Here is an 18,635-nt window from a genome sequence, read left to right as displayed (position 1 = left end):
ATACGAGTCATGGAGGCTATAGAAGCATTGTCTGATGCTAATGCGATTATTTTATTAATGGATTTAGGCAGTGCGGTTCTCAGTGCTCAAACAGCAGTAGAATTATTGTCTACAGATCTGGCAGCAAAAACGTATTTCTGTGCTGCCCCGATTGTTGAAGGTGCTATTGCTATCACCGTTGCCGCATCTTCCAAGATAAATATCTCTATCGATACACTTTTGTCTGATGCTGAAAATTCATTAATCGCTAAGCAAGCTCAATTAGGTGATCTCACAATACATTCAAACATCGCTCCCCTTTGTGTTGATAATATCAATACTCAAAATATAGATATTAAGAATAGTGTTAATTATCTATGGGTAGTGCGAAATATTAACGGATTACATGCTCGACCAGCGGCAAAAATTGCTGCTGTATTAACGCCATTTGATGCTCAATTAATTTTAGAAAAAGGATCGCAACAAGTTAATCCTAAGAATATGAATCAAATTGCTTTATTGCAGATACGCCAAGGTGATCAAATTAATTTAATCGCCAGCGGCAATCAATCTGAGGAGGCGATTAACGCCTTCAAAATATTAGCTGCCAACAATTTTGGAGAATCATTAGATAATTCAACCACCCTATTTTATGGTCAAAAAGCTATCGAGCCTATAGTCTCCGGGCTATCTTTTCAGTGGACACGTTCTAAACCATCATCTATCAGTACAATAGTCGATCAGCAAAGTAAATTAGCGAAGCAGCAACTGACGACGGCACTAACTCGCGTTAGCCACAACTTAAATTTAATAGCGCAACATGCGAAGAAGATGTATGGAACGTCAATTGCTGAAATCTTTCACGGCCATATTGCCTTATTATCTGATGAGGAAATTATCCAGCAACTTAATCAATATATAGAACAACATCAAGCCAACGCGTATACCGCAATAGATAAAGTATTTGCTGATATCTCTGCGCAATATCGACAAATTAACGATAATTATCTACAAGCCAGATATCTTGATATTGATGATTTAAGACGGCAATTATTATTGAGTTTAACCGGACAAAAAACACAGTTTCCCCCTTTCGAACATCCTACTCTTCTAATTTCAGACACACTTTATCCTTCAGAGATCATTCAGTTAGCTTGCTCTAATATTATAGGTATAGCACTAAGTGATAGCTCACCCTATGCACATACCGCAATTATCGCCCAAAAAATGGGGATACCAATACTGGTAAATTTAGGGGATAAAATATTGTCGATTCAAAATAATAGGCAATTAATCATCAACCTACAAAAATTATCGCTCAGTATTCGTTCATAATTACTTTTAGCTAGCAATAAACGAATAAGCGATAGTTTAATGCAATCTCTCCCTACAAATAGCCAATAAATATAATATTACCTTTTCATATAATATCTATTGGCTTAATTATTAAAGAAAGTTAACTAACTAATTAATATCAGTTATTTAACAATAATTAAAATATGTGAATTTCATCTTGATATTTAGCAATAATAATGATTATCATTGCCATTCCAAAATATAAAAATCATATTGCAAGGAATAATTATGAAACCTGCTTATCAAGTTGCTGTTTCAAGTCTCGTGTTCTTTTCTGCATCGGTCTTTGCACAAGAATACCCTATGGGTCAACCTGTTATCAAAGATGGCATGGAAATCCAAGGCGTCTATTTACAACCGATTACTATGGATACAGAAGAAGGACATCATGCAGCTGCACACCTTGCGGCTGATAAAGCTGATGTCCATTTAGAAGCAGATATTCATGCTGTTGAAGATAATCCTAACGGTTTCGCAGAAGGCGATTGGATCCCTTATCTGACCATTGAATACACCGTTACTAAGTTAGGCGACAAACCAGAAACGCAATCCGGTACCTTTATGCCGATGGTGGCAAGTGACGGCCCTCATTATGGTGAAAACGTTAAATTAAATGGTTTCGGTAAATATCGCGTAACTTATAAAATCTTACCGCCTTCTTATAACAAGAATGTCGCCTTTGGTCGCCATATTGATAAAGAAACAGGTGTCGCTCCATGGTTTAAACCCTTTGAAACCTCTTGGGAATTTGACTATGCAGGCGTAGGTCGTAAAGGCAGTTATTGATCATATTTTGTATTAAGTTAGATAATACCCGTCGTTTATTTTATTGATAACGATGGGTGTTTCTATTCAGAATCAGCTTGATAAATAACTATAATGTTTTTCCCTTCCTCATTTCTCGGACGTGTAAAATGAGAAAATCAGTACCTTATCTATTGTTATTCATATCATTTTTTATGGCATGCCAAGCAATTGCCGCTGAAAAATATACCGTCGAATTAGAAATGAAAAACGGTGATCTAATCCCCAGAGTGCTCGAAGTCCCAGCCAAAACAATTATTCGGATAAAAATTACCAATACAGGCACTGAACCCGCTGAATTTGAAAGTACCCAACTTAGAAAAGAAAAAGTTCTCGCCCCAGGTGCAAGTTCAGTTGTAGTCATTGCCCCTTTGAAACCAGGGACTTACTCCTTCTTCGATGATTTTCATTTATCGCATCCTAAAGGCGAGATCATTGCTAAATAACATAATAAGAACTCACCAAAGTAAGTAGGAACAGTTATGGGTCAAATCCTGTTTGTAGTATGGCGCGAAAGCTTTGAAGCGCTACTTGTTATCGGCATTATTTATGCGTGGATTAAACGTCATCCAGATGCTGGTACCGGAATAAAATTTTTATGGGGTGGTGTAGCGCTTGGCATCGTATTATCGATTATACTCGCGCTGTTAATTTATGGCGTATTCAATGTATTAGATGATACAGGCCAATCCTTTTTTATGATCTTTATGGAAATTTTTGCCGCTATTTTGATCGTACAAATGGTTTACTGGATGAATAAAAACGGACGTTCAATGCAATCCAGTATTGAGGCAGGTATTAGCCGAAATGCAGAGCGACATTCATGGTGGGGAGCGCTATTTATTATTGCCATCGCGATTGCAAGAGAAGGCAGCGAGATAGTTGTGTTCCTTTCTAGCTTTATCATGGGATTAAATGCCGAAACCGCCCCCTCTTTCTTCACGGAGGTCATCGGCGGGATTATCATTGCAGCGTTAACACTGTATATTTTCTTGCTGACTTATCGATTAATTTCTTGGAAAATATTTTTTAATATTACCGGAATTATCTTATTATTCCTCGCATTATCGCTGTTATTAAGAGGTATGGAAGGAATAGCTAACCTGCTATTGGAATACGATATAGTCTTACCTGACTTCTTAATTTATCCCGTCTGGGACACTACTAATATTCTCGATGATTCAACTATCAGCGGCAATTTTATCGCTTCATTCTTTGCCTATCGCGCCCAACCTATTGGTTTAAGTGTTATTACTTTTATCCTTTACTGGGTTATTATTAGCTGGCTATTTTATCGCAGCCAACCTCGCAATAAATCAGTCCAGTAAGCTAACAATTTAAGTTAATGAGATAAATTAGATAGTCGATAATGCGGTAAGAGTATGAATAATAAAATAGTGAAAACAATTAGTTCGGTCATTTTATTGAGTCTGTTATCAACAACAGCCAACAGTAAAGCGCTTAGATCGCCAGTGCAAACTGGCGATGAAATTATTATTGCCAAAGGCGATATTCCAACGCCTATCAAATATCAATCCATTATTAGCCATTATATGAGCTATGTAATTGCTCAGTTAGATCTCATGATCCAACAATTAGATATTTTACAACGGGCAATTAATCAGCAACAACTGATGGATGCGCAAATAGCGTATATTTCGGCACATCAATATTATGAAACAATACGCCCAATTATTATGTTATTTGGTAATACCGACCGAGTAATGAACTCGACCGCTGACTATTATTTACAACGTGAGCAAGATTATCGTTTTATTGGTTTTCATCGTGTTGAATATTTTTTATTCGACCAAAAAAATCTTACGTTAGCAAGCCCATCGACAGAAGAATTACTCACCAAAGCCAAAGATTTAAGAAAACGCATGGCTACTGAGAGCATTGAAATACCAAAATTAGTTCAAGCTTCGGCTGATTTTATGGAAATGATACTCGAAACTAAATTAGCCGGTAAAGAGCAACTCTATAGCCAATCAGACATCACCGATATTGCGGCAAATATTGCGGGTTCAGAAAAAATAATTGGGCTTATAACCCCTTTTATTAATAAAGATACCTTAACTTCATTGACTCGTAATTATGCAGCTATCAATAGAATACTCGATAATTATCGATTAACAAATAATACATACCAGCTTTACTCTAAACTTTCACAGCACGATAAAATGGATCTTTTTTCGCTTATTTCACAACAAGCGGAACGATTAGCTGAGCTTAGGGCGCAAATGGATGTTGATGTATATTATAAATATTAGGACATTGACTTATGCTACCCAATAAATTATCTAAAATATCCCACCAGCACCGTTTGGAGCTCCAGCAGCCTATCAATACTTCGCGTCGTCAAGCACTTAAAACACTGGCGCTAGGTGGATTAGCCATTGCTAGCCCATCATTACTGGCTAAAACCAGTGAACCAGAAAAAACCTCAGAAACCAATAAAACCGCCCGGTTCGATCAACAAATTAACTATCAAGGGCAGCATCAAGCGGGAGTTATCACGCCCGAACAAAAAGAGGCGATTTTCATTGCATTAAATATTACGACAAAACACCGCGATGAAGTTAAACGACTGTTTCAGCTACTCACCCAACGAATTGCATTTTTGACGCAAACTCAGCAGCTTCCTGCTGATCTGAATGATAAAATGCCCCCTGCCGAGTCTGGCATTTTAGGCTCATATTTACAGCCTGATTCTTTAACCATCACCGTGTCTTTAGGAAATTCTATATTTGACGATCGTTTCGGATTTCAATCTCAAAAACCATATTACTTGACTGAAATGACCAGCTTTCCCAACGATCGTCTAGAAAAACAGTGGTGTGGTGGCGATATCGTGTTACAGATTTGCGCCAACAGCAAAGAAAGTACTCTGTATGCTTTAAGGGATATATTAAAATATATCACGCCTTATGCAGCTCCATTATGGAAAATAGATGGCTTCTTACCAGCGCGAGATATTGAAAATAAGAGTACACCGATTAATTTATTTGGCTTTAAAGATGGAACTGGCAATGCCCCTTCTTCTGATAATCAATTGATGGATGATCTTATTTGGATAACCTCCGGTAGCAAAGAACCGACGTGGTGTACTGGGGGAACTTATCAGGCTATCCGACTGATCCGCTTTAATTTAGAATTTTGGGATAGAACACCGCTTGAAGATCAGGAAAATGATTTTGGCCGCCATAAAACTACCGGCGCACCGATTGGAATGAAACATGAGATGGATCCGCCAGAATTTGAACAGGATCCTCACGGTGATCGCATTTTATTTGATTCTCACATGCGCCGAGCAGAGCCTCGTAATCCACATCGGCATAGTGCTAAATTGCGCCGTCGCAGCTACAGTTATTCTCTCGGTCTCACTAACAGTGGCTTATTAGATATGGGTTTGATTTTTGTTTCTTATCAAAAAAATCTTAAAACTGGTTTTATTGATACCCAAAAACGTCTAAATGGTGAACCTCTAGAGCGTTATATTAAACCTTTTGGAGGCGGTTATTATTTTGTATTACCAGGGATTGAGAGTGTGAAAAACTCGCTAGCTGAGAACTTGTTTGCGGCAACCAGCCAAAAATAATTAACCAAAGAAAGCTAAACTGAATCAATGAAATAATAATACAATGGATCATAATTAATCCTTGAGAAAATTCAGACTTAAAAACCATAAATTGGAGCATCAAATGAAACCGATAATCGCTCTGTACAAAAAATTACCCGATAATCTAATTAAACGGCTACAGCAACATTTTGATGTACAACTCTTAGATAACTTAGATTTAAGCGATCCAAAGGTCATCCAAGTTCTGGCTAATGCCCAAGGACTACTTGGTTCTGGCCAAAACGTGGATAAAAATCTGTTAGCAATAGCGCCTCATTTAAAAGTCGCATCAACAATTTCCGTTGGTTACGATAATTTTGATGTCGATGCTCTAAACAATAATAAAATTTTGCTCACCCATACCCCTACCGTACTCACAGAAACTGTGGCTGATACCACCATAATGCTGATGCTAATGGCTGCACGCAACGCGCTAACCGTTGCTGAGCGTGTCAACAAAGGGGAATGGACAGATAACATTGATGCAGATTGGTTTGGTTGTGATGTTCACCATAAAACGCTAGGAATTATCGGCATGGGTCGAATCGGTAAAGCGATAGCCAAGCGTGCATATCATGGATTTGGAATGCCAATACTCTATTATTCCAATCATCAATCCCTGCCAATAGAGCAACAGATGGATGCGCATTACTGTGAGCTAGCGGATTTACTGGCACAGTCTGATTTTGTATGCATAACCGTGCCATTAACCGCAAAAACAGAACATTTAATTGGTCGTCAGCAGCTCGCATTAATGAAAAAAAGTGCCATTCTGATCAATACAGGGCGAGGAAAAACGGTTGACGAAGCTGCATTAATTGAAGCGTTAAAAACGCATCAAATACAAGCCGCTGGGTTAGATGTGTTCGCTCAAGAGCCCTTAGATAAATCGTCTGAGCTGTTGCAATTAGACAATGTAGTTTGCCTACCACATATTGGGTCTGCAACCCATGAAACCCGCTATGCGATGGAAGAATGCGCGGTTGATAATTTAATTAAAGCTTTTGCCGGTCAGCTACATGAGAATTGTGTTAATCCTCAAGTCATTGATGCCTAAAAAATTAATATCGATATAAGATTGCAGCTGAGCAAATTATCTCTCTGCAATCTGTCCACTTTTTCGCAATATTTATCAGTCCATCAATACCTTTGTAGCGCCACCTAACATACTGCCAAGGCGTAATAACTGCGCTACTTGCTGCGCCGCATACTCCAGATTAATTTCCCCTGCAATCAATGCATTAGGTAAGGAACTTAATCGGGGCAAAATACTTAATGCCACATCGATACCATGCTGAGATAAACCCTCAATATCATCACCAAGCATACCGCTTAATGCAATCACCGGAATAGCGTACTTTTTAGCCTCAAGAGCAACGCCAATCGGTGCTTTTCCTGCTACTGACTGACCATCCATACTCCCCTCACCAACAATAACTAAATCTGCGTTAGCCAATGCGGTAGCAAGACCTGATGCCTGCATAACCAACTCAATACCCGAGGTAACCAAAGCATTCATAAAAGCAATCGCTGCCATAGCTAATCCGCCCGCGGCCCCCCCTCCAGGATAAGCCCGATAATCGACACCCGTTATTTTTTCGATAACATCAGCGAAATTATTCATTCCCTGTTCTAATTGATCGACCATCGCTGGGGACGCACCTTTTTGAGGACCAAATATATTAACCGCTCCTTGTGGGCCGACCAGGGGATTATTGACATCACAGGCAAGCTGAATCTGTATCTTTTTCAATCGAGGATCAAGCTGGGAGTCATCAATATAATCAATTAATTGTAAATATTGTCCGCCTAATCCTAGCTGATTATGCTCAGCATCATAAAATTTTATTCCCAGCGCCTGCATCATGCCCATCCCACCATCTACTGTAGCACTACCACCGACACACAATATAATCTGCTGAACACCAAGAGAAAGCGCATGTTTGATTAACTCACCCGTTCCGAAACTCGTCGTCACTAATGGATTCCGTTGCGCCGCAGGTGCTAACATTAATCCACTCGCCGCAGCCATTTCAATGACAGCTAAGGTTCCTTTGTGCAAAATACCATAATAGGCATCTACTGGTTTATTTAGCGGTCCTGTAACTTGGATCTCGACTCTTTGCCCATTATTGGCCGAAATTAAGGCATCCACTGTGCCTTCACCGCCATCTGCAATAGGAAAACAAAAATAGTCAGCGTCCGGATAAACTCGACGAAATCCACGTTCAATCGCTTGAGCTGCCTGCTTAGCGCTCATACTTTCTTTGAATGAATCAGGAGCAATTATAATTTTCATTCTTTTCCTTGCGATATGCGATATAAGACTCGATTTAAATTCGATAGCTCACGATAGTATAATTATATGCCAAATTATATTTTTAGAAGGTGATAATAATAGAAGATAAATTCAAGCGGAAGAATGTCAATTAATGAAGACTTTATTAATAATACACATTTAATATCAATTACTTACTTTGAAATAGGTTATAGCTTAATATCCCTAAATAAGTCATTAATAATGAACTCGATAAATGTATAAATATCTCAAATATTCCCTGAGCTACTTTTCCCTCTTGGAAAGACAGCATCACCTCAAGAGAAAATGTTGAAAATGTCGAGAGCCCACCACACAATCCGGTCATTATTAATAAACGCCACTCAGGAGTGAGTGTGGTTTGTTGAGAAAAAAAAGCAAAAGAAAAACCAATAATATATCCGGCAATAACATTGGATAAATAAGTCCCTAAAGGTAATAAGGTAATCAAAGAATTCAATTTTAAACTTAAAAACCAACGCCCCAATCCCCCGATAACCGAACCAATAGAGACTGCTATTATCATATTAAACATTTTCTACCTGAGCTTATTTTATTTTTTTATGATTTAGTTTTTATTATCTATTTTTCAACCACATTATTAATCAAAAAATCATCGATGACGCTATTAGTAATAGTTTCACCACAGAGCATTTTCATTAATATTTGTGCGCTTAGTGAAGATAATGAAAACATCATATCCGGATGTAAACGACGAATTTTATCCATATTATCATCTTGATTGACCATTACCATGATCTTAGCTGTTGGCAAAGCTAGTTCTTTAGTAGCAAGAAAAGTAAACGTATTTAACGCATCATTATCGGTCATGATCAAAATACTTTTCGCCGTTTTTATATAAGCCGCATTTAAAATATCCGTATTAGAAGGATCCCCAGTAATAATATTATCTTTTTCTGGAAAATCACGACGATATTCTTCTCGGCATAATACCGCGACCGGTAAACCACGTTGTTTTAATCCGTTATAAAGATGAATAGCCAAGGGCGTGCTACCGATAACGACATAATGATCTTTCATATGAGATAACCTTTTACGTACAATTTCTTGCGTACCTTTTGCCACAACACCAACGACATAAACCACCGAGGTGGTGAATATAGTAATTCCAAAAATAATCACCGTAACAGTAAACATTCGGGCATCAACGGATATCGGTACAATATCGCCAAATCCAACCGTCGTCATACAGACTAAAGCAAAATATAAGGCGGTAGGAACATCTTTAATATTTGGAGAAAACTCAGTCCCTATATAAAGCGTACCAAAAATAGAATAAATAAGTAATGCAACAATACAGATAACCGCAACAAAACCGGCGCTGGTTAAACTATGATGGGGATATTTTTTCCAGAATATGCCTAAAGATATAAATAAGGCTAAAGAAAACCAACCTTGAGCAATATGCTCCTGAGCAACTCTAAGATCTAAAAAGGTCATTATGGCTAACAAGAAAGCTGCAAATAACCAGGCAACTCTGGCTCCAGTTAACATAAAGAAAGAAAGGAAAATTAATGAAATACCGAGAATAAATCTAGGTATATCAAGTAGTTTCATGATACCTAATGATTTAAGCCATTCTGTAAATCCACTAGCTCGCCAATCAATATATGCAGTATAAGTATTAAGTATCGGATTGATAATTAAAAAACCATCAGCAATAATCAATACTGATAGCAATAATCGAATACTAACAAAACGCTTAAAAAATATAATAATAGGATTAGATAACATAATTTATGCTCATAAAAAGAACAGCCAGTACAGCGACTCGTAGCACTACATGAAAAAAACTTACTCAATGTTAAATGCAGCATTAGGATACACATCTATAAATCTAGCCTTTGCTGCTAGTTACAACACTAAATTTCACTAAATGTAGTCGTTACGTTACCGTAATCAGAGATAAAATGAAATCTGATTCACTCTTCTTTTTATGATTGTATTTATTACGAACAATAATAAAAAATTAACATTATAATAAATTATCTATTTATCTAATTCATCATTATCTATGTGATCGATAATTTCTTTTATTTCAATATTAAGAATTTTAATTATTCTTAATAAATTCCATAATTTTAAATTATTAACGCCACGTTCATAACGTGAATATTGTTGTTGGCTAATCCCTAATTTTTTTGCCATATCGGCACCAGAAATTTTCTTTTCCTTACGCGCGTTTCTAATTAAACAAGAGATATGTCGATACAAAGTATTTTCATTTTTAATCATAAATCCCTTCAATTTCTGATGAAAATAAAATTTACTAATAACTACTTATAAATAGAACAGATAATAGATATATTAATTTAAATTAATATTTTCAATTACATAACAGATGAAATAATAATTTTAGAGCTATTTGCGATACTATACATACCTAATAATTAAGTAAAATCACTTATACCATATAATTATCAATTATTGATAGGATTAATCTATGAAAAAAATTAAACATTAATTTTATTAAAATAAAAAGATATTTTAAATAATCAATTTAAACATATTTAAAAAATAAAAATAATAAATACTTTGAATATAAAAAAATAATTATTACTTTAAATGCTTTATCCAAAAGTAATACTATATAACATGGAAAACAAGTAAATTAAAAAACATATTAATTTACATTATAAAATACAAATAATATAACTAGTAGTTAAATAGCATAAGATAATAATTTATTTAGTTTCAAACAGTAAAAAAATAAAAATTAAAAATAACGAGAGTCAAGATTATTTAAAAATAATTATTAGGATTTTTCCTCTAAGAGTACGATGATAAAAAACTATCACAATGATACGTCAAGTTGTATTATGGCTAGCTTATTTAGCTTTATGTAAATAAATCAAACTAAGCTAGATCAGTGAAACTTCAATGTGAGCCACATGAAGCACATGAAGTTAATGATCTTAACCCTCAGATAAAATTGAAGATTAATTTAAGCTAGGATATTATGGTTAACTCTTATCAAAAGCAAAAATTCAGCTGGTCTAGCCTAATATGGCTACTGATTTTTTTCTGGTATTTTTCATCTTTGATCCAGATTTATATTGTCATCAGTGGACAAAGTAATTCTATCGGATTAAGAGATTCATTGCTTTATAGTACATTATGGTTAATTCCAGCGTTACTGTTCCCTCAACGCATAAAACTAGTTACCGGTATTATAGGCATCATATTATGGCTAGCATCATCAGTTGCATTAGCTTATTACATCGTTTATGGACAACAATTTTCACAAAGTGTGTTGTTTATCATCTTTGAAACTAATACCAATGAGGCCGGTGAGTTCTTAACTCAATATCTCAGCTTTAAAGTTATAGGCATATTATTGATATATGCTCTAGGCGCATTATTACTTTGGCGAAAAATAAAACCGGTCTATTTACCAACATCAGGAAAATGGATTAGCTCGATATTAATTCTTAGCGTACTTTTTGGTATTCCTTATTATAATAAAGGAATAAAAAACAACCAACCGCTGAGTAGAGTTGTTGCATATGTAAACAGTAAATTGGCCTATGCAACCCCATGGCAATTTATTAGTGGTTACTATCTTTATAAGCATCAACTGGCTAATATGGAAGAGCTTATCAATGATAATAGTAAAATACCTCCATTAACTAATTTCATTGATAATAATGCTAACCAATCTGAGACATTAGTATTAGTAATTGGTGAATCAACCAGCCGTGATAGAATGAGCTTATATGGCTATGCACGCCAAACTACACCTGAATTAGACAAATTAAAAAGTGATTATCCACAAAATTTAACCGCATTTACTGATGTTGTTACTCCTCGCCCTTATACCATTGAAACATTACAGCAGACCCTAACATTTGCCGATCAGCTAGAGCCTGATTTATATCAAACTCGTCCTTCGTTAATGAATATAATGAAGCAGGCAGGGTTTAAAACATTTTGGATTACTAATCAGCAGACAATGACCGAAAGAAATACCATGTTAACGGCATTTTCACGGCAAACAGATAAACAATATTATCTGAATAACGATATGGCACAAAGCTCCAGAAGTTATGATGATGCTGTATTTGCACCGTTTAAAGAAGCATTAGCCGATCCTGCAGAACGTAAATTTATTGTAGTTCATCTGCTAGGTACGCATATGAAATATCAATTCCGTTATCCACCGGAAAAAGAAATTTTTACTGGTAAAGATAATGCGGTTCCAGCTAATTTAAGCGGTGAAAATCTTGATGACTATAATGCCTATGATAATGCCCAACATTATAATGACTATATAGTATCAAGTTTAATCAAAGATTTTGATAATACAAAGGACAATGGTTTTCTAGTTTACTTTTCTGATCATGGAGAAGAAGTTTTTGATACTGAACCCCATAAAACTTTAGGTAGAAATGAAGGTTCACCGACTAAGCCAATGTATAATATTCCTTTCATTATTTGGCGCTCGCCTGCATGGCTCGAAAATCATAATATCAATCTAGATAATAAAACTCAGCGCCCATATAGCAATATGAATTTTATTTATACATGGAGTGATTTAGCTGGGTTTAATTACGATGGATTTATCCCTGAGAAGAGTTTACTCAATGATAACTATCAGCCTCAACCTCGCTATATTGGGGATCCGAGTAAAAAACAAAATCTGAGACTATATGATGATCTCACAAAATAGTTATATCATCGTAAAAATCTATATTGAATAAATAATTATTAAAGCTACTCGGCGGATTTCGTCGAGTAGCAATATTATTATACATCATTGAAATTGAGTTAAGACAACCAGTTATAACCAACCACAAAATAGATTATTATTCTTTAACTCGATTTATTTTCCCATCAGTTAAAATAAAATTCACTTTATCATTCCAATATTCAGCTAAAAATATGTCTTCTGTTTTTTGGATATTATGCTTTTTAATTTGCTGCTGCATCCATTCTTTATCTTTGCCTATATTATCTAATGCAGAGACTCTGATCTCACCATCTTTCATTAAAATAATTGAAGGCATTTTTGATTTATCACAGATAACCGTTAACTGACCATCTGGCTCAATTTGAGCATAGTATATTTCTTGAAAAGCGTGGATCCCTTGAGCATGAAGGCGAGAAATTAGATTAAGAATATCTATTTTGTTACTTTTCTCTAAAATATTATCCATTAAAAAATTACCATTCTTTATAATTGGAATTGGATCGCCAATGGTAACCGAACGGAAAAAATTAAATTTTTTAGTTAAATAATTAAGTAACGATATGAAAATCACACCAATAAACAATAAGATAATATATTGATATAATGGGATACTGTCACTATAAATAACTCCACCAATAATTCCCCCCAGAACAAAGTTACCAATAAAATCAATCGGAGTCATTTGGGATAACTGAGTTTTACCGGATAAATTCATGTGTGTTATCACGATAGTAAATCCGATAAAGAATTTAACAATGACTAGCGCATAATAATATGTCATTTTACCTCATCCATTAGTCTATTATATTAGTATAACTATTATCTTAATCTATTATAGAGTATATTCAATTATCTAGTCTTTATTATATGGAACTATTTATCAAAATACTGATATAAAAACAACAAAATATATAATATATCAAAGCAGTAACTAAGTATAAATAGTTTCTCTATTTATGACAATAACAAGAAAAATCAATCAGTTTAGCTTGCTTTATCGCAATCGCCAAAGTGTGTGCTTGCCAGATTTTGCTAATATAGACTATATTTATCGTGCTTAATTGGTTATAGTTTTTAGCCAATGACAGCAATAAGTGATTGTCTGACATATTGAAATAGCTTAGTTCGTTAAATCATTTTAAATAGAAAGGGTTTATCTATGAATAAGAAAATTTTAAGTTCTTTAATTTTAGCAGGTGTGTTCACGATGGCCGCTGGTTGTGATGATACAACAAAAAATAAAGCCGATGATGCTGTTCAGCAAGCTAAAGAAAATGCGGAACAAGTAAAAGATGCGGGTGAAAAAAAGGCAGCTGAATTAACGGATAGTGCTAAAGATAAAGCGGCTGAAATAAAAGATAGCGCTGATAAAAAAGCCGATGAACTTTCTGATAAATCAGCTGAATTAAAAGATAGTGCTGACAAAAAAGCTGATGAGATAGCGGACAAAGCTACCGAATTAAAAGATAGTGCAGATAAAAAAGCCGATGAACTATCAGTTAAAGCCAATGAATTAACTGACTCCGCTAAAGATACTGCAGCTGATCTTAAAAAAGATGCAGAAAAAAAGGCTGACGCTATCAAACAAGACACCAGCAAGCTAAGTGCAGAATTATCTAACAAAGCGCAGGATGTTAAAACGGATGCAATTAATAAAGCTGACCAGCTAACTGATGACGCTAAAAAGAAAACTGAAGAGTTGAAATCAGAAAATAAATAATAAATTTACTCTTTAAATTAATCTCTACTAGTAAGCGAATTGAATAACTTCAATTCGCTTTTTTATTTTTAATTCACTATGTTAATCTAACCGCTACAATTTATACCATCATCATTCTATTCAGGGCATCCAATGGAAATAAAATACAGTATAGGCTATCAATCAGCAGAGCTAATCCAGCAGGCATTTTATTTACGCCGTGTTGTTTTCAGTGACGAACAGGGTTTTTCTGCTGAAATCGATGTTGACCAATATGATGAGACCGCTGTGCATGTGGTTCTATTTGATAATAATAATCCTATCGCTGTTCTCCGAGCAATGGATCAACAAGATGGTAAATTAAAAATTGGTCGAGTTGCCGTTTTAGCTGAATATCGAGGCAAAGGCGTTGGCAGTATGTTGATGGATTTCATTGCTAATTATGCTCGAAATAATAATTTTAATCAGCTGATACTGTCTGCTCAATGTTCAGCAAAAGCTTTCTATGAAAGTCTAGGTTATCAAGTCCATGGGGAGGTCTATTTGGAAGAGGGAGTGGAACATATAAAAATGAGCCTCATATTATAGCTATTTTTCTACTGTATTTACACTATAAACTGAATAGTGTTCATCCCCATATTCATCAATAAACAGCCTAGTTTTATGGTATAGGCTGTTCAATTAATCAAAATAGCTAATACGTTTAATTGTACATTAATGTAATATTAATTATGAACAATAATATAAAGTTATTGTCAATTGTTTAGCCAAAATAAACTTATCATAAATAAATTTCATTAATAACCAATATTACTTATGCCCCTATTTAAACTTAAATACTAGATTAATCCTTATATATATAATCATATTAACATATAAAACAACGTAAATAATATTAATTCTATAATATATTATTTATCATATATTATGATAAAACAACAACTCAGCATCTAAAATACTAAAAGTTGATTTTTACAGCATAAAATGGCAATATGCATCGCGTTTTGACAGAGTAATTAATTAGTCTACACTATTGTTTACTCTTTGCGTTACCCGCTCAATAGTATGAATATAGAGTTCTTGAGCAGCTTAATTATTATAAATAAATTTTATAATTCTTATTTATAATGCTATATCCACCATGAGTCTACGAATAAATCATCTTACTGATATACAAGTGAGCTGATATTCGTATTTAAGAAGGGTTTCTCATATCAATATGTTTGATATGTAAATAAAACAAGAAAAAGAGAAAAATTTTATGAGTCAACATGCTACTGACGAAAAAAAAGTACGCTCAAAAATTAGTCCCCCCGTTTTTTACTCCTCAGCTATCGTTATTTTATTGATTGTTGGGTTCGCCGCACTGCTACCTGAATTAGCAGAATCTCATCTAAGTCATCTTCAGCAAAACCTGTTCATGAATGCAAGTTGGTTTTACATTCTGGCTGTTGCTATCATCTTATTGAGTGTGACTTATCTGGGACTCTCCCGATATGGCCAAATTAAATTAGGCCCTGATCATGCGCAACCTAATTTTAGTTATATCTCCTGGTTCGCCATGTTATTTTCCGCAGGTATGGGGATCGGCTTGATGTTCTTCGGTGTTGCTGAGCCAGTGATGCACTACCTTAATCCACCAACTGGCGACGCACAAACTATACAAGCTGCAAAAGAGGCTATGCGCCTGACCTTTTTCCACTGGGGACTGCATGCCTGGGCTATTTACGCCATAGTTGCGCTTATATTAGCTTTCTTCAGTTATCGCCATGGCTTACCTCTGACGTTACGATCGGCACTGTATCCTATTATTGGTGACCGTATTTATGGACCGATTGGGCATGCTGTCGATGTATTTGCCGTCGTTGGTACCGTATTCGGTGTCGCTACCTCTCTCGGATTCGGTGTATTACAGGTTAACTCAGGACTAAATCATCTATTTGGCTTACCTGTTACTCCAACGGTTCAAGTGTCTTTGATTATCTTATTTACCGCATTAGCCACGCTATCGGTAGTGTCTGGTTTAGATAAAGGGATCAGAATTCTGTCCGAACTTAATCTCGGATTAGCCTTCTTATTACTAGTATTAGTACTAATTTTGGGTCCGACAGTTCTGCTACTGAAATCATTTGTTGAAAATACCGGCGGCTATCTTTCTGAAATAGTTAGCAAAACATTTAATTTATATGCCTATGAGCCAAAATCTAACGATTGGTTAGGGGGATGGACACTGTTGTATTGGGGATGGTGGTTATCTTGGTCTCCTTTTGTTGGGATGTTCATTGCTCGTATTTCGCGCGGCCGCACCATTCGTGAATTCGTAACAGGTGTATTATTCGTTCCGGCAGGTTTCACGCTTTTATGGATGACTATCTTCGGTAATAGCGCAATCAATCTGATAATGAATAAAGGCGCCACCCAACTGGCCGAAACTGTTCAAACGGATGTTTCTCTTGCATTATTTGATTTTTTAACCTATTTCCCATTCTCCACCGTCCTGTCTTTCGTGGCGATGATAATGGTGGTTGTATTCTTCGTGACCTCTGCCGACTCTGGTGCGATGGTTGTTGATACATTAGCTTCAGGCGGTGATTCAAATACGCCTATTTGGCAACGTATCTTCTGGGCAGCGTTGATGGGGGTAGTCGCAATAACGATGTTACTGGCGGGCGGTCTGCAAGCCCTACAAACGTTAACAATCGCCAGTGCTTTACCGTTCTCAATGGTGCTATTAGCCTCCATTTATGGTCTGTTTAAAGCACTGCGTGTCGATGCTTATAAACGTGATAGCCAACAATTGGCAACAATTGCACCAACCAGTAGTCGAACACCAATACCTTGGCAGCGTCGACTAAGAAATATTGTCTATTTCCCGAAACGCTCACAAGTGAAACGCTTTGTTGATGAAGTGGTTCAGCCGTCAATGGAACTGGTATCACAAGAGCTAGAAAAACAGGGAACTGAGTGCATCATTCATCATGAGGACGACGGGCGCATCGGTCTGGAAGTAGACTTAGGCGATGATATGAACTTCTTATATGAAGTACGCTTACGCTACTATATTCAGCCGTCATTTGCCTTAAGTGGAATGAATGACACCGATGATGAGAAAAATGAGGAACAAAAATACTATCGCGCTGAAATCCATTTAAAAGAAGGTGGTCAGGATTACGATATTATGGGATGGAATAAAGAACAAATTATTCATGATATCCTGGACCAATATGAAAAACATATTCACTTCTTACATATACTGGGCAAATAACTACTATTATTTGTGCTGTCCACGTTAAACTATAAATGCCGATGATTAATTCATCGGCATTTTTTTGCCTCTATTTTACACATATTATGCACAATTATTTTTTTCTATTTCATGCTGATCATTAACACGATCCAAAGTAATTAATTCATCGAGTAGCTGAGTCAACTGCTGCATTTTCTCACTAGAAAAAGCCTGTTCGATAGACTGATAACCCGCTTCGACTTCTTGCCGAGCATGATCATACAAATCTTGCCCCTGCGGCGTAAGGGATACATATAGCTTACGTTGATCATTCAATGGCTTAAGACGAAAAATAAGCCCATCACGTTCCATTCGCGTTAATATTCCAGTCAAACTTGGCCGTAAAATACAGGTTTTAACCGATAAATCATGAAAATCAATTGAACGACTATCAGCGAGTACGCGAATAATTCTCCATTGCTGTTCGGTCAAATTATAGGATTTCAGGATCGGACGAAAAAAACTCATCGCGGTTTCACGGGCTTGAAGTAAAGCAATGGTCAATGATTCATGCATAAGTTAATAGCCTATCAGGTGTAAAGAGTGACTCATTCAATATCTATAGCATGTTACTTCAAATCGCCGCTGCATTGAAATTTCCACAGCAATTTAAGCATATTACGCCCCCGTTAAGTATTTTGCGCCCCTGTATAGATACTGATGATTTAATGATCCTCATCGTGCTGAGATTAGCATACACAATAAACAACCACCAAGAATAAAGCCTTTAATATTAATGAATAAATAATAGTTAAAATCAATATATTAATTAATGAAAAGTTAAAATAAAAAAATAAAATAAATACAAAATAATCATAACTCAATGTTTTTTAATTGTATTTATTTTTGATGCTGGCGAAA

17 protein-coding genes are annotated in these 18,635 nt (G+C 35.7%); 11 read left to right on the top strand and 6 right to left on the bottom strand.

Translation table 11 applies throughout. From position 1 onward, the window contains the following. The 7 genes from M992_RS05810 to ghrB form a co-directional block, all read left to right on the top strand. Positions 1-1,314: HPr family phosphocarrier protein (locus M992_RS05810; protein ID WP_147638157.1), on the top strand; the 1,314-nt coding region annotated here is incomplete at its 5' end. A gap of 249 nt (positions 1,315-1,563) precedes the next feature. Then, complete coding sequence (locus M992_RS05805; RefSeq protein WP_053907720.1) at positions 1,564-2,121, top strand: iron transporter; 558 nt, start codon at positions 1,564-1,566, stop codon at positions 2,119-2,121. Between the two features lie 128 nt (positions 2,122-2,249). Beyond that, positions 2,250-2,585 carry a cupredoxin domain-containing protein gene (locus tag M992_RS05800; RefSeq protein ID WP_053907719.1) on the top strand — a complete coding sequence of 112 codons (336 nt, stop codon included), beginning with the start codon at positions 2,250-2,252 and terminating at the stop codon, positions 2,583-2,585. Positions 2,586-2,621: 36 nt separating this feature from the next. Beyond that, a complete protein-coding gene (locus M992_RS05795) occupies positions 2,622-3,467 on the top strand; it encodes an FTR1 family iron permease (RefSeq protein ID WP_053907718.1) in 846 nt (281 codons plus the stop codon). Positions 3,468-3,521: 54 nt separating this feature from the next. Beyond that, positions 3,522-4,412: an EfeM/EfeO family lipoprotein gene (locus M992_RS05790; protein WP_053907717.1), complete on the top strand. Its 891-nt coding sequence runs from the start codon at positions 3,522-3,524 to the stop codon at positions 4,410-4,412. Positions 4,413-4,423: 11 nt separating this feature from the next. Further along, positions 4,424-5,740: an iron uptake transporter deferrochelatase/peroxidase subunit gene (gene efeB, locus M992_RS05785; protein WP_053907716.1), complete on the top strand. Its 1,317-nt coding sequence runs from the start codon at positions 4,424-4,426 to the stop codon at positions 5,738-5,740. A 103-nt stretch (positions 5,741-5,843) separates the two neighbouring features. Continuing rightward, positions 5,844-6,818: a glyoxylate/hydroxypyruvate reductase GhrB gene (gene ghrB / locus M992_RS05780; protein ID WP_053907715.1), complete on the top strand. Its 975-nt coding sequence runs from the start codon at positions 5,844-5,846 to the stop codon at positions 6,816-6,818. Between the two features lie 75 nt (positions 6,819-6,893). On the opposite strand, the gene M992_RS05775 is transcribed toward ghrB, so the two are convergent. The 4 genes from M992_RS05775 to M992_RS05760 all read right to left on the bottom strand — a co-directional run bounded on the left by M992_RS05775 (position 6,894) and on the right by M992_RS05760 (position 10,334). Further along, positions 6,894-8,060: a glycerate kinase family protein gene (locus M992_RS05775; protein ID WP_053907714.1), complete on the bottom strand. Its 1,167-nt coding sequence runs from the start codon at positions 8,058-8,060 to the stop codon at positions 6,894-6,896. A 169-nt stretch (positions 8,061-8,229) separates the two neighbouring features. Then, positions 8,230-8,613 (bottom strand): fluoride efflux transporter CrcB, encoded by a 384-nt coding sequence (gene crcB / locus M992_RS05770; protein ID WP_053907713.1) that lies wholly within the window; start codon positions 8,611-8,613, stop codon positions 8,230-8,232. 47 nt (positions 8,614-8,660) lie between these two features. After that, entirely contained in the window at positions 8,661-9,833 is a 1,173-nt protein-coding gene (locus M992_RS05765) for an ion channel (protein ID WP_053907712.1), read from the bottom strand. Between the two features lie 255 nt (positions 9,834-10,088). Then, a complete protein-coding gene (locus M992_RS05760; protein ID WP_053907711.1) occupies positions 10,089-10,334 on the bottom strand; it encodes a helix-turn-helix domain-containing protein in 246 nt (81 codons plus the stop codon). Between the two features lie 724 nt (positions 10,335-11,058). Between M992_RS05760 and M992_RS05755 the strand changes: the two genes are divergently transcribed. Then, on the top strand, positions 11,059-12,768 hold the full coding sequence (locus tag M992_RS05755) for a phosphoethanolamine transferase CptA (RefSeq protein WP_053907710.1): 1,710 nt from the start codon (positions 11,059-11,061) through the stop codon (positions 12,766-12,768). 136 nt (positions 12,769-12,904) lie between these two features. Here the strand turns inward: M992_RS05755 and M992_RS05750 are convergent, their stop codons facing one another. Continuing rightward, complete coding sequence (locus tag M992_RS05750; protein WP_053907709.1) at positions 12,905-13,570, bottom strand: DUF421 domain-containing protein; 666 nt, start codon at positions 13,568-13,570, stop codon at positions 12,905-12,907. Positions 13,571-13,948: 378 nt separating this feature from the next. On the opposite strand from M992_RS05750, the gene M992_RS05745 reads away from it, so the two are divergent. The 3 genes from M992_RS05745 to betT all read left to right on the top strand — a co-directional run bounded on the left by M992_RS05745 (position 13,949) and on the right by betT (position 17,753). Continuing rightward, positions 13,949-14,509, top strand: coding sequence for a hypothetical protein (locus tag M992_RS05745; RefSeq protein ID WP_053907708.1), 561 nt, complete (start codon positions 13,949-13,951; stop codon positions 14,507-14,509). Between the two features lie 132 nt (positions 14,510-14,641). Next, the gene (locus tag M992_RS05740; RefSeq protein ID WP_053907707.1) at positions 14,642-15,076 is read left to right on the top strand and encodes a GNAT family N-acetyltransferase; all 435 of its coding nucleotides are present in this window, start codon (positions 14,642-14,644) and stop codon (positions 15,074-15,076) included. A gap of 673 nt (positions 15,077-15,749) precedes the next feature. Beyond that, a complete protein-coding gene (gene betT, locus M992_RS05735) occupies positions 15,750-17,753 on the top strand; it encodes a choline BCCT transporter BetT (RefSeq protein WP_053907706.1) in 2,004 nt (667 codons plus the stop codon). Positions 17,754-17,837: 84 nt separating this feature from the next. On the opposite strand, the gene hpaR is transcribed toward betT, so the two are convergent. Then, positions 17,838-18,290: a homoprotocatechuate degradation operon regulator HpaR gene (hpaR, locus tag M992_RS05730; protein ID WP_053907705.1), complete on the bottom strand. Its 453-nt coding sequence runs from the start codon at positions 18,288-18,290 to the stop codon at positions 17,838-17,840. Between the last annotated feature and the right edge of the window lie 345 nt (positions 18,291-18,635).

The sequence above is a fragment of the Moellerella wisconsensis ATCC 35017 genome (assembly GCF_001294465.1).
Lineage (GTDB): Bacteria > Pseudomonadota > Gammaproteobacteria > Enterobacterales > Enterobacteriaceae > Moellerella > Moellerella wisconsensis.
The sequence above is the reverse complement of the archived record's forward strand: the minus strand, read 5'-3'. Positions and strand labels throughout refer to the sequence as shown.

Coding starts and splice junctions, on each gene's coding strand:
- M992_RS05805 (WP_053907720.1), top strand. CDS start 1,564: ATGAAACCTGCTTATCAAGTTGCTGTTTCAAGTCTCGTGTTCTTTTCT.
- M992_RS05800 (WP_053907719.1), top strand. CDS start 2,250: ATGAGAAAATCAGTACCTTATCTATTGTTATTCATATCATTTTTTATG.
- M992_RS05795 (WP_053907718.1), top strand. CDS start 2,622: ATGGGTCAAATCCTGTTTGTAGTATGGCGCGAAAGCTTTGAAGCGCTA.
- M992_RS05790 (WP_053907717.1), top strand. CDS start 3,522: ATGAATAATAAAATAGTGAAAACAATTAGTTCGGTCATTTTATTGAGT.
- efeB (WP_053907716.1), top strand. CDS start 4,424: ATGCTACCCAATAAATTATCTAAAATATCCCACCAGCACCGTTTGGAG.
- ghrB (WP_053907715.1), top strand. CDS start 5,844: ATGAAACCGATAATCGCTCTGTACAAAAAATTACCCGATAATCTAATT.
- M992_RS05775 (WP_053907714.1), bottom strand. CDS start 8,060: ATGAAAATTATAATTGCTCCTGATTCATTCAAAGAAAGTATGAGCGCT.
- crcB (WP_053907713.1), bottom strand. CDS start 8,613: ATGTTTAATATGATAATAGCAGTCTCTATTGGTTCGGTTATCGGGGGA.
- M992_RS05765 (WP_053907712.1), bottom strand. CDS start 9,833: ATGTTATCTAATCCTATTATTATATTTTTTAAGCGTTTTGTTAGTATT.
- M992_RS05760 (WP_053907711.1), bottom strand. CDS start 10,334: ATGATTAAAAATGAAAATACTTTGTATCGACATATCTCTTGTTTAATT.
- M992_RS05755 (WP_053907710.1), top strand. CDS start 11,059: ATGGTTAACTCTTATCAAAAGCAAAAATTCAGCTGGTCTAGCCTAATA.
- M992_RS05750 (WP_053907709.1), bottom strand. CDS start 13,570: ATGACATATTATTATGCGCTAGTCATTGTTAAATTCTTTATCGGATTT.
- M992_RS05745 (WP_053907708.1), top strand. CDS start 13,949: ATGAATAAGAAAATTTTAAGTTCTTTAATTTTAGCAGGTGTGTTCACG.
- M992_RS05740 (WP_053907707.1), top strand. CDS start 14,642: ATGGAAATAAAATACAGTATAGGCTATCAATCAGCAGAGCTAATCCAG.
- betT (WP_053907706.1), top strand. CDS start 15,750: ATGAGTCAACATGCTACTGACGAAAAAAAAGTACGCTCAAAAATTAGT.
- hpaR (WP_053907705.1), bottom strand. CDS start 18,290: ATGCATGAATCATTGACCATTGCTTTACTTCAAGCCCGTGAAACCGCG.